General features: G+C 71.6%; 15 protein-coding genes. 5 read left to right on the forward strand and 10 right to left on the reverse strand.

Annotation, left to right across the window (positions count from 1 at the left end):
* Positions 1-25 precede the first annotated feature (25 nt).
* Positions 26-1,051 (forward strand): amidohydrolase family protein, encoded by a 1,026-nt coding sequence (locus tag AB0J58_RS20840; RefSeq protein ID WP_364217889.1) that lies wholly within the window; start codon positions 26-28, stop codon positions 1,049-1,051.
* A gap of 139 nt (positions 1,052-1,190) precedes the next feature.
* On the opposite strand, the gene AB0J58_RS20845 is transcribed toward AB0J58_RS20840, so the two are convergent.
* From AB0J58_RS20845 to AB0J58_RS20885, 9 genes are all read right to left on the reverse strand, one after another.
* The gene (locus AB0J58_RS20845; protein ID WP_364217891.1) at positions 1,191-2,336 is read right to left on the reverse strand and encodes an MFS transporter; all 1,146 of its coding nucleotides are present in this window, start codon (positions 2,334-2,336) and stop codon (positions 1,191-1,193) included.
* A 50-nt stretch (positions 2,337-2,386) separates the two neighbouring features.
* Positions 2,387-2,962, reverse strand: a complete 576-nt coding sequence (locus AB0J58_RS20850) for a hypothetical protein (protein ID WP_364217893.1) — start codon at positions 2,960-2,962, stop codon at positions 2,387-2,389.
* Between the two features lie 12 nt (positions 2,963-2,974).
* Positions 2,975-3,679, reverse strand: a complete 705-nt coding sequence (locus AB0J58_RS20855; protein WP_364217895.1) for an ABC transporter ATP-binding protein — start codon at positions 3,677-3,679, stop codon at positions 2,975-2,977.
* Positions 3,663-4,487, reverse strand: coding sequence for an ABC transporter ATP-binding protein (locus AB0J58_RS20860; RefSeq protein WP_343965725.1), 825 nt, complete (start codon positions 4,485-4,487; stop codon positions 3,663-3,665). Before AB0J58_RS20860 ends, AB0J58_RS20855 begins: the two co-directional genes overlap by 17 nt.
* Positions 4,488-4,489: 2 nt before the next feature.
* Positions 4,490-5,509: a branched-chain amino acid ABC transporter permease gene (locus AB0J58_RS20865; protein ID WP_343965728.1), complete on the reverse strand. Its 1,020-nt coding sequence runs from the start codon at positions 5,507-5,509 to the stop codon at positions 4,490-4,492.
* 46 nt (positions 5,510-5,555) lie between these two features.
* Complete coding sequence (locus tag AB0J58_RS20870) at positions 5,556-6,416, reverse strand: branched-chain amino acid ABC transporter permease (protein WP_343965731.1); 861 nt, start codon at positions 6,414-6,416, stop codon at positions 5,556-5,558.
* A 74-nt stretch (positions 6,417-6,490) separates the two neighbouring features.
* The gene (locus AB0J58_RS20875) at positions 6,491-7,687 is read right to left on the reverse strand and encodes an ABC transporter substrate-binding protein (RefSeq protein ID WP_364217897.1); all 1,197 of its coding nucleotides are present in this window, start codon (positions 7,685-7,687) and stop codon (positions 6,491-6,493) included.
* Between the two features lie 141 nt (positions 7,688-7,828).
* Complete coding sequence (locus AB0J58_RS20880; RefSeq protein WP_364217899.1) at positions 7,829-9,016, reverse strand: alpha-hydroxy acid oxidase; 1,188 nt, start codon at positions 9,014-9,016, stop codon at positions 7,829-7,831.
* 81 nt (positions 9,017-9,097) lie between these two features.
* A complete protein-coding gene (locus AB0J58_RS20885) occupies positions 9,098-9,856 on the reverse strand; it encodes a class II aldolase/adducin family protein (protein WP_343965737.1) in 759 nt (252 codons plus the stop codon).
* 176 nt (positions 9,857-10,032) lie between these two features.
* Here AB0J58_RS20885 and AB0J58_RS20890 point away from each other — a divergent pair, with 176 nt between their 5' ends.
* From AB0J58_RS20890 to AB0J58_RS20905, 4 genes are all read left to right on the forward strand, one after another.
* Complete coding sequence (locus AB0J58_RS20890; RefSeq protein WP_364217901.1) at positions 10,033-10,977, forward strand: 2-dehydropantoate 2-reductase; 945 nt, start codon at positions 10,033-10,035, stop codon at positions 10,975-10,977.
* A 102-nt stretch (positions 10,978-11,079) separates the two neighbouring features.
* Positions 11,080-11,865 (forward strand): sugar phosphate isomerase/epimerase, encoded by a 786-nt coding sequence (locus tag AB0J58_RS20895; protein ID WP_364217903.1) that lies wholly within the window; start codon positions 11,080-11,082, stop codon positions 11,863-11,865.
* Positions 11,866-11,877: 12 nt separating this feature from the next.
* The gene (locus AB0J58_RS20900) at positions 11,878-12,558 is read left to right on the forward strand and encodes an SDR family NAD(P)-dependent oxidoreductase (RefSeq protein WP_364217905.1); all 681 of its coding nucleotides are present in this window, start codon (positions 11,878-11,880) and stop codon (positions 12,556-12,558) included.
* A 114-nt stretch (positions 12,559-12,672) separates the two neighbouring features.
* Positions 12,673-13,362 (forward strand): HAD hydrolase-like protein, encoded by a 690-nt coding sequence (locus AB0J58_RS20905; RefSeq protein WP_364217907.1) that lies wholly within the window; start codon positions 12,673-12,675, stop codon positions 13,360-13,362.
* Between the two features lie 33 nt (positions 13,363-13,395).
* Here AB0J58_RS20905 and AB0J58_RS20910 read toward each other — a convergent pair whose 3' ends face one another.
* A complete protein-coding gene (locus AB0J58_RS20910; protein WP_364217909.1) occupies positions 13,396-14,232 on the reverse strand; it encodes an NAD-dependent protein deacetylase in 837 nt (278 codons plus the stop codon).
* Between the last annotated feature and the right edge of the window lie 45 nt (positions 14,233-14,277).

The following is a 14,277-nucleotide window of genomic DNA, read 5'->3' on the forward strand; positions in this document are numbered from 1 at the left end:
CTCGCGGGCCGTCAAAGGAGCCATCGTGACCGATCAGCACAGAGTCATCCGTGAGACGGGCCCGGACGTGATCGACGTTCACGCCCACGCGGTGCTCCCCATGTCCCTGGGAGCCGCGGGCGCCGCAGGTCCCGAGCTCGGTACCTCTCCCGACGGCCGGCCTTTCTACCGCGTCGGCGACTACGTGCTGCACGGCGTCCGGTACGAGGGCAGCCCGTTCATGGACGTCGACGTCCGGATCGAGGCCATGGACGCGGCGGGCATCCACCGGCAGCTGCTCTCTCCCAACCCCCTGACCTATTTCCACGATCTCGACGCGCGGACGGCGACCGGCTACTGCCGGGCCCACAACGACGCCATGGCCGAACTCGTCCGCACCCACCCGGACCGGCTGCTGGGCGCGGCACAGCTCCCCATGCAGGACATCGGAGCCGCGGTCGCCGAGCTGGAACGTTCCGTACGGGAGCTGGGGCTGTCGGCCGCCTACATCGGCACCGACCCGGGGCGCCGGCTGGACGATCCGGCGATGGACGCCCTGTACGAGGCGGCGGTGGGCCTGGACGTACCGGTCTTCGTCCACCCGACCCCCATCGGTGCCGACGGCCCCCCCGACGATCCCCGGATGCGCAGGTTCGACCTCGACCTGCTGTTCGGATTCGCCGCCGACGAGACCCTCGCGGTGGCCGCCCTCGTCTTCGGCGGGGTGCTCCATCGGCATCCTCGGCTGGATGTCTGCGTCTCGCACGGTGGCGGCACGATGGCGTACGTCGCCGGCCGGTTCGCCCGGGCGGCGCAGGTGCCGCGAGCCTGGGTGCCGGACTTCCTGCGGGAGAACGGCGTCGAGCCGTACCTGCGCCGGCTCTGGCTCGACACGCATGTGCACAGCGAGCGTTCACTGGATCTCCTCGTCGAGGTGGCCGGCACCGACAGGCTGGTCTTCGGCACCAACTTCGCCGGTTGGGACGCCGGGGGCGCCGGGGCGGTGGAGGAGGTGGGCGGCCTCATGCCCACGCTCTCCGCCAACGCCGCCAGGCTCCTGCGCCTGGGGTGAGGTGGGCGGGCGGGTTCGCCGATGTGCCCACGCTCTTGGCCGACGCCGCCGGGCTTCTGCGCCTGGGGTGAGGTGGGCGGGCGGGTTCGCCGATGTGCCCACGCTCTTGGCCGACGCCGCCGGGCTTCTGCGCCCGCCCCTAGCCGGACCGCACGGGCAGTGTCCGGTGCGTCCACCAGTAGGCGACCGCCGCGAGCAGCAGCAGCACCACGCACATCGCCCAGGACGCCTCGTAGCCGTCGGTGGCGTCGGCCACGGCACCGAAGCCCCACGGCGCGACGAGCGCGCCCGTGTAGTAGCCGGCCATGGTGACCCCGGACGCCCGGCCCACGGACTCCGGGGCCCGGTCGACGACGACCGCGTGGGTCAGCCCCGAGCCCGCGAGATTCGCCGCCAGTCCCAGCACCGCTCCGGCCGCGACGAGCGGCGGCCACCATCGGGCCCCGGCGAGCAGCGCGACGACACCCGCCGCGGTGGAGAGACAGATCAGCGCGACGAACACCGCCCGCCGCCGGGCTCCCAGCCGGTCGGCCCACCGCGCCGCGCCGAGCATGCCCCCCAGGGCGAGCACCGTTCCGGCGGCCGTCAGCGGCCCGGCCTGCGTGAGCGGCAGCCCCATCTCGTCGTGCACGTACGTGACCAGCCAGGACTGCAGCGGCTGGGAGCCGCAGATGAACAGGAAGGCCGCGAGGGGCAGCGCCCGGAAACCCGGCCGCAGGGGCGGCTCCGGCCGGGCGGTGACCGAGGATCCGCCGGTGCGGGGCAGCATGACCAGCACGGCGGCCGCCGCCAGGCAGCCCGCGACCGCCAGGCTCCATGCCACCGCACGCCATCCGACGGTGTCGACCCACCCGCCGCCCAGGGCCAGCAGGCTCGCGATCACCGGCACGCCCGCCGTCTTGAGGGTCAGGGCGAAGCCACCCGCGCCGGGACGGGCGACCGCCATGACCGCCAGGTTGGTGCCCACGTTGCCGAACGCGTACGCGACGCCGCCCGCCACGGCCACGAGCACCAGGACCGGATAGCTCCCCCCGAGCGCCGCGGCCGTCCCGCCCACCGCCACGGTGATCATGTTCAGGGCCACGCAGCGGCGGGCGCCGAACCTCGCCCCGACCCGAGCCGCGAGGAGCGACGCCAGGCCGGTGAACCCGAAGAACAGACCGATGAGCAGCCCCAGGCCCGCGCGGCTGATCCCCAGCTCGTCCTGGAGCGCCGGGCCGACGAAACCGAACAGGAAGCCGGGACCGGCGCCGAGCCCGATGGCCAGGCCGCACGTGATGATCACCGGCCACATCCCGGTGCCGCGCGACGCGAGCGCGGCCCGCTCGGGGCGGGTCAGGGTGACTCGTCGTTCGGGCCGGAGACGGCACCCGCCGAGACCGTCCAGACACACGGCACGTCCGGACCGGGGGGAGGCGTCACCGTCCAGGCGCTCCCGCCATGGGTCGCGATGCTGCGTACGCACCGGGCGCAGTATCGCGGGCGCCCTTCGGGGACTCCCGGCACCTCGCCCTCGGCGACCGTCGCCGTTCCGGGGTTGTCGCGCCAGTACCGCTGCCCGCTGCCGCAGGCGTGGCGGAACGTGGTCGTGTCGCCGCGCGTCTCCACCATGCCGACCGAGCCGTGCGCGCGCAGCAGCGCCGCCACCTCGCCGGCCTCGATCCGGGTGCCGACCAGCTCGTCGAGCCCGACGGTGGCCTCACCGATGAGCGTGTCGATGACGTCGTTCAGCGGGAGGCCGGTGGCCGCTATGTCCAGCAGACCGGCGATGAGGGAGATCAGCCGGTCGTGCAGCTGCCGCCACCGCGCGTGTTCCTCCTCGACCAGGGCGAGGACGTGCTCGGCGGGCGGCGGATCCAGCGACCGCAACCGTTCGGGGAGCGGGATCAGGTGGAGGGACTCCGCGGTCATGGGCTCTCCTTGTCAGCGCAGATAGGAGGCGACCAGATCGTTGGAGGCCAGCAGCTCGTCGGAGGCCCGGTCGAGCTCGTTGCGACCGTTGCGCATGACGTACGTGCGGTCGGAGACCCGCAGCGCGGACGCCTGCTGCTCGACGATGAGGAAGGTGACACCGTCGTCGCGCAGTTCGCGCACCACCTCGAACAGGTCGTGCACGATCCTGGGCGCCAGGCCGAACGAGAGCTCGTCGATCAGCAGCAGCCGGGGCCGGCCCATCATCGCCCTGGCCAGGGCGAGCATCTGCTGCTGGCCGCCGGAGAGCGAGGAGGCCGAGGCCGCCAGCCGTCCCGAGAGCTCGGGGAAGATGCCCAGGACGCGGTCACGGTCACTCCGGATCTGCGCGGCGGGCGCCTTGCGGCTCGCCGTTCCGAGGTGGAGGTTCTCGCCCACGGTCAGGGTCTGGAAGATCCCCCGGCCTTCGGGCAGCTGGCACAGGCCGAGCGCGGCGCGCTTCTCCGGCGTCGTCCTGCCCAGGTCGGCACCGTCGAAGCGCACCTGGCCGGACCAGAGCGGCAGTACGCCCGAGAGCAGGCGCATCAGCGTCGTCTTGCCGGTGCCGTTGGGCCCGAGGACGGTGATGATCTCCCCCTCCGCCACCTTCAGCGAGACGTCGTGCAGGACCTCCAGCCGCCCGTAGCCGGTGCGCGCGTCCTCAATCTCCAGTAGCAAAGTCGGCTCCCAGGTAGGCCTCGACAACGACGGGGTCGCGCAGCACGTCCCGTGGGGCACCGGACTGGATGATGCGCCCGAAGTGCAGGACGGCGACGTTCGGACAGAGCCGGGTGATCAGTTCCAGGTCGTGCTCGATGATCAGGACCGCCGCGTCGCGACCCGTCGCCCAGCTGGTCAGACCGGTGACCAGCCGGTCGACGTCCTCGGCGCCCAGACCGGCCGCGGGCTCGTCGAGCAGCAGCAGCCGCGGCTCGTTCAGCAGGCCCCGCGCGACCTCGATGATCTTCTGGCTGCCGATCGGGAACTGGCTCGCCGCGCGTTCCGGATGCTCTCCCAGCCCGAACGTCGTCAGCAGCTCGCGGGCCAGGCCGCGCAGCCGCCTCTCGTCATGCCGCGCGGTCGGCAGACCGAACAGCTCGGCGAGGTGCCCGCCGCGGAAATGACGCCCGGCGCCCACCATCACGTTCTCGACGGCGGACAGGTCGGGGATCAGCCGGGGGGTCTGGAAGGTGCGGGACACGCCGAGCTTCGCGATCTGGTGCGCGGACCTGCCCACGACGCTCCGACCCCCGATCCGCACGTCCCCCTGGTCGGGGCGCAGGTATCCCGAGATCACGTTGAGGCAGGTCGTCTTGCCGGCGCCGTTGGGGCCGATCAGCCCGGTGAAGCCGGGGTGCACCGGCAGCCTGACATCGTCGAGGACGACGTTGCCCCCGAACGACATCCTGATCCCGTCCAGTTCGGCGACCGCCTCACCGGCAACGGAGTTCGGCATCGCCGAGCCCGTTGAAGTGTCGATCGACATCGTCAACTCACCTCCGACCGGTCTGACGCGGTCCCTCGTGCGAAAAACCGCCCGATCGACCGTGAGTCCCTGAATGTGGCGAACAGGGAGACCAGGCCGCCGGGCAGGACGGCGATGGCGATCATGAGGACCGCCCCGTAGGCGATGGCCTGCAGGTCTCCCAGGTCCTGGAAGAGCTCGATCAGCACCACCGCGAACGCCGCGCCGATGAGCGGACCCCAGTGCGAGCCCGCTCCGCCGACGAACACCATGACGAGCATCGGCACCAGGAGATTCATCTCGAACATGGCGGGGAAGATGAACGTCTGCAACTGGCCGTACAACGACCCCGCGACGGCGGCGATGAACCCGGACAGGCCGAAGGCGATCAGCCGGTAACGCAGTGCCGAGACGCCGAGCGATCCGGACAGCTGCCCCAGGTGCCGGACGGCCTGCAGGGTACGCCCGAAGCGCCCCATCAACGACCTGCGGACCAGGAAGAAGCCGATCGCGGCGACGGCGAGGGTGACGAAGTACGTCGAGGCGCTGCCGGTGATGCCCGGCAGCGTGAACACCTGGACGCTCAGACCGCCTCCGCCGCCGGTCAGCGAGCGTGCGCTCTTGAACAGCTCCACGATCGCCATGCCCAGCGCCAGCGTGGCGATGGCCAGGAAGAAGCCGGTGAGCCGGATGGCCGGGAACCCGATGAGCACGGCCAGGCCGCCTGCCAGGAGCCCGACGAGCGGAATCGTGACGAGGAACGGCACCCCCTGCGCCATGGCGATCGCGCTGCCGTACGCGCCGATCGCGAACAGCGCGGCATGCGCCAGACCGATCTGGCCCGACCAGCCCACCAGCAGGTTGAAGCCGAGGGTGGCCACCGCGTAGACGAGGGTGAGGTTCAGCACGAAGAGGAGGTAGCTGTTGACGACGAAGGGTGCCGCGAACAGCAGCAGCAGCGCCGCCACCGCCACCGCGGCCTTGGTGTACCGGACCTTGTGCTCCTGCGGCCCGGCGGCCGCCTCGACACCGGCGATGCCCATGCTCGGATCCTTTGTGTACGTGGTCGTCGCTGTGACCTGTCCCGTCTCAGACATCCCGCAACCTCAGACCCTTGGTGAACCCGTCGGGGCGGAGCATGAGCACCAGGAACACGGCCAGCAACGCGACGGCGAACTGCGCCGACGTCGAGATGTAGGTGCCTACCAGCTGCTGGATGATGCCCAGCGCGAGGCCGCCGACGAAGGTGCCGAACAGCGAGACGAATCCGCCCATGGTGGCCGCGACGAACCCGTAGAGGATGAGCGACGCCGCCGAGTGGGTCGAGACCAGCGTCGACTGCGCCTGCAGCATGACGGCCATGGTCGCGATCAGGCCGCCCATACCCCAGGCGATCGCGGACAGGCGGCCGGCGTTGACCCCGACCAGCCGTGCGGTCGCCCGGTTCTCGGCCACGGCCCGCATCTGGGCACCCGTCGGGGAGCGGAAGAAGGCGGTGATGCCGATCGCGCCGAGGGCGCCGACCACGATGGTGACCACCTGCGCCCAGCTGACGACGAGGCCGGCGATCTCGACGTACTTGCCGGACCAGGGTGCCGTGAAGCTGCGGGGCTCATGACCCCAGATCAGCCCGATGAGGGCGTTCAACGCCAGGGACAGGCCGATGGTCATGAGGAGCAGCGGGAAGTGGCCGTACTTCGCCAGCTTGCGCATCAGCGCCAGGTCGATGACGATCGCGAGCAGGGTGCCGACGAGGAGGGTGACCACCACGGCCGGCCAGAACGAGCCGCCGAGGGCGTTCAGCGCCGTACCCACGTACGTGGCCACCAGCCCGATCTCCGCCATCGCGAAGTTCGGGACGTCGGCCGCCTTCATCACCACCACGATGGCCAGGCCCAGCAGCGCGAACCAGCTCCCGGACTCCAGTCCGCTGAGCACTGTCTGCAACATGTCTCTCCGCTTCGGTCCGGTACGTTCTCGCCTCTCCGACCGGCCGGGAGAGTGCCCGGCCGGTCGGTCGCGGCTCATTCAGGTGCGGTGAACTTCTGCAGGACCGACCACTTGCCGTCCTTGAACTCCGCCAGGCCGGCCTGCTGCACGCACGTGTGGCCCTCGGGGAGCTTGCCGCACGCGATGTCCGGGATCGAGCCCAGCGAGATCGGGTTCTCGGCCAGGCCCTCGGCGGTCCTGTTGAAGTTGGCATAGGAGACGTCGTCCCCCATCCGCTTGACCAGCTCGGCGAACGCCTTCAGGAAGCTGTACGTCTGGAGCGAGAACCCGCTCTCCCCCTGCTGGCCCGAGTACTGCTTGGCGAGGGACCGCCAGTGCTCCACGCTCGGGTTGTCGGTGGAGACGACATCGGCCTGCATGCCGCCGATGAAGCCCTCGGCCGCCGCGCCGGCGGGGCCCACCGCGCTGGTGCCACCGGTGCCGGCCCCGCCCTGGTCGGCGAAGACCGGGATGGTGACGTTGCGCTGGCGCAGATGCTGCAGGATCAGGGCGACCTGGTTGTTGTCGGTCGCGAGGAGCACCGCCTCGGGCTTGGCGGCGATGACCTTGTTCACCACCGAGCTCACGTCGGTCGAGCCGGGCTGCACGTCCTCCTCGGCCACGATCTTCACATCGGGGTGCTTGGGCATCTGCAGGTCGAGAGCCTGCTTCATGGAGACGCCGAGGTCGTTGTCCTGCTTGATGACGGCCAGCTTCGTGAACTTCTGCTTGGCGAAGTAGTCGATCGCGACCTGCTGCTGGCTAGCCCGCGTCGCGCTCAGCAGGTAGACCTCCTGCTGCTTGGGGTCCGCGGGGGAGACCGGACCCCAGACCGGGGTGCCGTTCTCGGCGATGAAGGACCAGGTGCCGGGCAGGCCCTGGGACCCGGAGGGTGCTACCAGCGCGTACACCTTCTCCTGGGAGACCAGCCGGCGCACGTTGGTGACGACGCGGTCCGCGGTGAACCCGTCGTCGAGCAGGACCAGCTTGATCTTGCGGCCGTTGATCCCCCCAGCGGCGTTGATCTCGTCGGCGGCGATCCGCATGCCGGCTTCGAGGCCCTGGCCGGCTATCGCCGCCGTACCCGTAAGTGGCAGGGTAGCGCCTAGTGTGATCTCGTCCTTGGTGATCCCTGGGGGCGCCTCCACCGAACTGGCGGAGGTGCCGGTGTCGCTTGAGACGTTTCCGCAGGCGGTTGCGAGCGCGGCGACCAAGAATGCCGCTGTGACCATGTGTGGCTTGCGAGCCATCCGGGTCCTCCGAAGGAGCCGTGGGGGGAATGGGGAGTACGGGGTGTGTAACGTCCCGTTAATCTACGAAGCGGTCGATACGTCGTCAAGAGTCTAACGACGAACGCTCTAGAGTGATCTTCGCTAGTCAGCGGGGGGATGCGCCCGGCCGTGCCCGGGCCGGACGCGGATCGCCGACTCGTCCAGGCCCGCCACACCCGGCTGTCCGATCAGTGCGAGGGTGCGGTCGATCTCCTCACGCAGGATCTCCAGGACCCGGCCGACACCGGCCTGGCCGCCGGCGGCCAGGCCGTAGAGCCAGGGGCGGCCGACGAGGCACGCCCGCGCCCCGAGTGCCAGTGCCTTGACGACGTCGCCGCCCCGGCGCACCCCGCCGTCGAGGACGACGTCCACCTCGTCGCCGACCTCCGCCACGATCTCCGGCAGCACGTCGAGCGCCGCGGGCAGCGAGTCGGCCTGGCGGCCTCCGTGGTTGGAGACCGCGATGCCCTGGCAGCCCACCTCCACCGCCCGCCGGGCGTCCTCGCCCGTCATCACGCCCTTGAGCAGCACGGGGCCGCCCCAGGCGGCGATCATCCACTCCAGGTCCGCCCAGGTGTGGCCGGGGTTCAGCAGGCCCGCGGTCGCGGCGGCGAGACCGCTGGTGCTGCGCTGCTCCGGCATGAGCCCGGTGAAGTTCGCGAAGGTGACCTTGGGGCCGGTGAGCAGCTCGGCCAGCCAGCGGGGATGGCTCAGCACGTCCCAGCCGGTGCGCGGGTTGACCTGGGGCGGGACGGTCAGGCCGTTGCGCAGGTCCTTCTCGCGAGCTCCCACGACCGGGACGTCGACGGTCACCACCATGGCGCCGAACCCGCAGTCCCTGGCGCGCGAGATGAGCGCCTGGATCGTGCCGCGGTCTCCCCAGGGATAGAGCTGGAACCACTGCGGCGAGCTGACGGAGCGCGCCACGTCCTCGAACGACACGCTGGAACCCGAGCTGACCACCGACACCGTGCCGGACCGCTCGGCGGCGACGGCCGCCGCGACCTCGCCGGCGCGGCCCACCATCCGGGCCAGCCCGGTGGGTCCGAGGATGACCGGCGTCTCCAACCGCCGGCCCAGCACCGTGACCGCCTGGGGACGTGAGCCGACGTCGACCAGCACGCGCGGCCGGAACGTGATGTCGGAGAACGTGCGCCGGTTCTCCTCGACGGTGAACTCGTCCTCGGCACCGCCGTCGACGAAGTCGAACACCATCCTCGGCAACCGGCGCCGAGCCGCCTCCCGCAGGTCCCGCAGCGTGATCGCCCGCCGGTACTGCCGCCTGTGCACTTGCTTCCTCCTGGTACGGGAACGTTCCCGACGCGGGCCGCGCGCCGGCGGGACCCGCGTCAGGGAGTGGCTGTGACGGGGTCAGCCCAGGTCGAGGACCGCGAACAGATCGGGGTCGCTGCGCCGCAGCCGCCGGTAGTTGGCCGCCCACATCTGCTCCCGGAAGCTGCTCCTGAGGTACGCCGAGCGGTAGCTCTCGGCGGTCGTGCGGTCCAGCGGCCTGCCGCCGACCGCCATCGCGGCCAGCTGGTAGCCCGCGCAGAGCTCCATCAGCAGCGCCTCCACGGTCACGTGCTCAAGGGTGTCCCCGACGTGCAGCGATCCGTGGTGGCCCATGAGCAGGGCCTTGCGCCCGCCCAGCGCCGCGACCATGAGCTCGCCCTCCTCGGACGGCACCAGGTTCGGGTCGTCCACCCACGGCACCACCTCGTCGAGCAGCAGCGCCGCGTAGTCGTAGTACACGCCGTAGGGCTCGTCCGTCGTGCTCAGCACCGACATGTTCTTGGCGTGGGTGTGGATGACACAGTTCACGTCGGGGCGGGCCCGGTAGATGGACGCGTGGAAGTTGATCCCGACCGACGCGGGCAGCGTGGCGGGCTCGATGACCTCAAGGTCGAATCCGACCTTGCTCACGTGCTCGGGAAGCGTCTCGTCGAAGTACTGGAACGGGGTGACGAGGAACGCGTCCTCGCCGGGCACCCTGAGGCTCACGTGGCCCCCGACCTGGCTGTCGAGACCCTCTCGGTGCAGGATCCGCCGGGCGGCTGAGATCTGGAAGCGGGGGTCGCTCTCGCTCACGCGGCGGGAGGGAGCGGCACTCACGTTCGCGGTGAGAGTCATGTGATCCTCCGATTCGGCTGCCGCTCGGACGGCGGCACCGCCTGTCCGAGGAAGGCTAGCCGTGCGACTATTCCGGCGCTAGGGTTCTAGTGACGCTTGGTTCGAGTCACTGTCCGTACACGCGGGCGACCAGGGCCGAGGCGACGGCGGCGGCGCGACGTCCAGATGGAGGACTGATGAAGGCGGGACGCATCGGAGTCCTCGGGGCCGGAGGCATGGGGTCCGCCTTCGCGGCGCTCCTCGCCAGGTCCGGCCACGACGTCGTCCTCATCGGCCGTGGCAGTGAGCATGTACGGGCGGTCGCGGAACGGGGTCTCGCCGTGCTGCCGCCCGACGGGCGGCCGTGGACCGTCGCCCTCGACGTCAGCCCGCACGCCGAGGACCTGCCCCCCGGATCGCTGGACGCGGTCGTCATCCTGACGAAGGCGTACGACCTCTCGGCGGCGGCGCGTTCCGTAGCGCCCGCGCTCACGCCGGGTGGGGTCGCGGTCAGCCTGCAGAACGGGCTCGGGCTGGCGACCCGGCTCGCCGCCGTCTTCGGTGGCGAGCGCTCGCTGGTCGGCACCACGACCGTCGGCGCCGCGCTGCAGGGCCCCGGCCGGATCTCCGTCTCCGGGGCCACCGCCGCGGGCGAGTCCTTCACCTACCTGGGCGAGATGGGGGAGGCCCGCGGCGGCTCGCGCGCCGCCGGCGTCGTCGCCGCGCTGAGCGCCGCCGGCATTCCCACGGCGTACCTCCCGCAGGTGGGCGAGGAGATCTGGCGCAAGCTCGCCCTGGCCGTCATGAGCCCGGTCAGCTCGGTCCTGCGGCTGACCGTGGGCCAGGTGTGGGCCAGCGACGAGGGCAGGTCCCTGGTGCGGCGGATGTTCGACGAGGTGGTGGCGGTCGCGCTCACGCAGCAGGTGCGGCTGGACCCGGAGCGCGCCTGGGCCCACGCGAGCCAGGTGTTCGAGGGCACCGGCGAGCACTACACGTCCATGTGCGCCGACGTCATGAACGGCCGCAGGACCGAGCTGTCGAGCATGGCCGGCGCCGTCCATCGAATCGGCCGTGAGCAGGGCGTCCCGGTGCCGGCGCACGGCGTCGTACTGGAGATGCTCGGCGCGCTCGGGGTCAGGTGAGCGCCGTGCCGACTCCCCGGGCAGTTACGTGGTAATGCTTCTAGCGACTAATGGTCGGCAGGCTGCGGGTCCGCGGCTCCCCGGCCGAAGGGCGGCACGACGGTGATCTCACTCGCGGCAGGAACCGTGCTCGACGCCGCTCCCGCGCGGATCCTTGAGGCGGCGAGCGCGGCCGGCTACGACGCGGCCGGCCTGCGCCTCGACCCGGGCTCCGTCGGCCTCGCCGAAGCGGAGCGGCTACGCCGCCAGGCGGACGACCTCGGACTCCGGCTGCTCGACCTCGAAGTGGTGCGGCTGGGGCCGGATCGCGACCCGGACCACCAGCGACGGCTGCTCGACCTGGCCGACGCGCTCGGGGCCCGGTTCCTGCTGACCGTGAGCGAGCACCAGGACGGCTCCGCCACGGCATCCGACCTGTCCCGGCTCTACGAGGCGTCGAGGAACCACACCGTCCGGATCGCCCTGGAGTTCATGCGGTTCACCGGTGTGCCGACGCTGGCCGCCGCGCTGGAGGTGCTGGAGCTGACCGGCGCGGTCGACGCCGTCGTGCTGGTGGACGCGCTGCACCTGCACCGTGCCGGAGAGCTCCCCGAGGATCTCGCCGGAGTCCCGGCGGGACGGATCGGCTACGTGCAACTCTGCGACGCGCCGGCGCGCGCACCGCAGGGACTCCAGGCGCTGTCCTGGGAGGCGAGACACGATCGCCTGGCCCCGGGGGAGGGGGACCTGCCCCTGGCCGAGCTGCTGGCCAGGGTGCACCCCGAGGTCCCGCTCAGCGTCGAGGTCCAGTCCGACCGGCTCGCCGCCCGGTGGGATCCCGGGTCCAGGGCCGGACATCTGCTCGCAAGCACCCGGCGGCTGCTGGCCGCCGGCGGCACGACGATCTGAGGAGTGACCCGATTGAGAATTCTGGTGACGGGTGGTGCGTCGGGGATCGGCGCGGCGGTCTGCCGGCATCTGGACGGCATCGGCTGGACGGCCGTCCCGGCCGACCTGCACGCTCCCGAGGGAGGCCTGGCCCTCGACACGAGGGACGAGGCCGCCTGGGAATCGGCGCTCGACGCGGCCGGCCCGCTGGACGGCCTGGTGAACTGCGCCGGGATCCGCAGCCGGTCCGGCATCACCGAGCTGGACCTGGCCGACTTCCAGAAGATGCTCGACGTGCACGTCATCGGCACCTTCCTCGGCATCCGGGGGATGGCGCGGCGCTGGTCGGCACAGAGGAGGACCGGCGCGGTGGTGAACATCGCCTCCGTCGTGGCCACGCACGCCGTCGCCGGTCAGATCCACTACGTGGCGGCCAAGGGGGCGATCGCCGCCATGACCCGGGCGGCCGCCGTGGAGCTGGCTCCGGTCGGCGCGCGGGTGAACGCCATCGCCCCCGGGATCATCCGGACGCCGATGACCGCCGACCGGCTGACCGACCCCGACCAGACCGCCTGGCTGATGTCACGCGTCCCGGCGGGCAGGCCGGGGGAGCCGGAGGAGATCGCCACCGTGGTCGCGTTCCTGCTCTCCGACGCCGCGTCGTACGTGAACGGCGCCCTGCTGCCGGTCGACGGCGGGTGGATGGCGAGCTGACCGGCTTCCGGCGGGTCTCCGGCGGGTCTCCGGCGGGTCTACGGCGAGAGAGGCCCCCGGAGGGGGAGGTGTCCGTTTCGCTAGGCTCGGATGATGGGCTCTCCTAGAACACTTGTGCTGTGGGATATCGATCACACGCTGGTCAGCATCGACGGGGTCGGCAGGGACATCTACGCCGAGGCGTTCCAGGTGGTGACCGGGCAGCCGATGCGGCGGGTCGCGGCCATGGCGGGGCGGACCGACTGGGCGATCACGGCGGAGACGCTCCGGATGCACGACGTCGAGGTGTCGGAGGAACTGCTGGGCTCCTTCGTCGCGGCCCTCGCCGAGGCGTTCGTCGTCTACGAGGCGGAGATCGCACAGCGGGGCAGGGTCCTGGCGGGGGTGCGCGAGGTGCTCGACGTGCTGGCGGGCCGGGCCGACGTGATCCAGTCGCTGCTCACCGGGAACATGGAACCGCTGGCGGTCGGCAAGCTCAGGGCGTTCGAGCTGGAGGGTTTCGTGGACCTCGAGGTGGGTGCCTACGGGATGGACCACGAGGACCGCGCGGTGCTGGTGGGCCTGGCGCAGCGGCGTGCCGCGCGGAAGTACGAGGAGTCCTTCACCGCGCGGAACACGGTGCTGGTCGGGGACACGCCGAACGACGTCCTGGCCGGGCTTGAGGGCGGGGCGCGGGTGGTCGCCGTCGCCACCGGTTCCAGCGACGTCCAGGCTCTGAAGGAGGCCGGCGCGGAGCTGGTGCTGGAGGATCTCGCCGACACCGTCGCCGTGGTACGGGCCCTCCTGGGACCGTCGGATCTGTAGGCCGCCTCTGTGGGCCGCGGGGAAGCGGGTACGTCAGCAGGCCGGTACGTCGACGAGCCTGACCAGTTCCGGGAGGACCGTGCCCAGCGGGGCGTCGACGGCGAGCGTCGCGTAGCCGTCGCCGCGGGTCGGGCCCTGGTTGACGATCGCCACCGGGATGCCGAGCTTCGCGGCGCGCAGCACGAACCGGCGGCCGGACATCACCGTCAGCGACGACCCGAGCACCAGCAGCAGGCGTGCTCGCTCCACCAGGGCGTAGCACTCGCGGACCCGCTCCGGCGGGACGGTCTCCCCGAAGAAGACGACGTCGGGCTTGAGCACCCCTCGGTCACACGCCCGGCAGCCGACCAGCTGGAACCCGTCGACCTCCGCGTCCGCCAGCTCCACGTCGCCGTCCGGGTTGATCGCGTCCGCTCGGGCACCGAACCGGGGGTTCGCCAGCGTCAGGCGGTGATCCAGTTCCTCGCGCGAGCTCGAATCACCGCAGTCCAGGCAGATCACCTGATGCAGGCTGCCGTGCAGCTCGACGACCGCCTCGGCGCCGCCCGCCTGGTGCAGGCCGTCCACGTTCTGGGTCACGATGCCGGCCACCAGGCTGCGCCGCTGGAGCCGCGCGACCGCGTGGTGGCCGCTGTTCGGCCTCGCCCCGGTCATCGCCCGCCACCCGAGGTAGCTCCGCGCCCAGTAGCGCCGTCTGGCGGCCGGGTCGCCGGTGAACGTCTGGTAGGTCATCGGGGTGTGCCGGACCAGGGAGCCGAGCGGCCCCCGGTAGTCGGGAATCCCCGACTCCGTCGATATCCCGGCCCCGCTCAGCACCACGACACCGCCCGCGGCCACCAGCTTCGCCAGCGTCCTCGTATCCTCGCTCACCCTCCCATACTGACCCACCCCGCCTACCCGGCCGGACTCGGGCAC

It is taken from the genome of Streptosporangium sp. NPDC049644 (genome assembly GCF_040675205.1).
Classification (GTDB): Bacteria; Actinomycetota; Actinomycetes; order Streptosporangiales; family Streptosporangiaceae; genus Streptosporangium; species Streptosporangium fukuiense.

What these genes read in the sequence shown, in the direction of transcription:
- AB0J58_RS20885 (WP_343965737.1), bottom strand. Translation starts at nt 9,856, where the DNA reads ATGACTCTCACCGCGAACGTGAGTGCCGCTCCCTCCCGCCGCGTGAGC.
- AB0J58_RS20875 (WP_364217897.1), bottom strand. Translation starts at nt 7,687, where the DNA reads ATGGTCACAGCGGCATTCTTGGTCGCCGCGCTCGCAACCGCCTGCGGA.
- AB0J58_RS20865 (WP_343965728.1), bottom strand. Translation starts at nt 5,509, where the DNA reads ATGGGCATCGCCGGTGTCGAGGCGGCCGCCGGGCCGCAGGAGCACAAG.
- AB0J58_RS20860 (WP_343965725.1), bottom strand. Translation starts at nt 4,487, where the DNA reads ATGTCGATCGACACTTCAACGGGCTCGGCGATGCCGAACTCCGTTGCC.
- AB0J58_RS20850 (WP_364217893.1), bottom strand. Translation starts at nt 2,962, where the DNA reads ATGACCGCGGAGTCCCTCCACCTGATCCCGCTCCCCGAACGGTTGCGG.
- AB0J58_RS20870 (WP_343965731.1), bottom strand. Translation starts at nt 6,416, where the DNA reads ATGTTGCAGACAGTGCTCAGCGGACTGGAGTCCGGGAGCTGGTTCGCG.
- AB0J58_RS20890 (WP_364217901.1), top strand. Translation starts at nt 10,033, where the DNA reads ATGAAGGCGGGACGCATCGGAGTCCTCGGGGCCGGAGGCATGGGGTCC.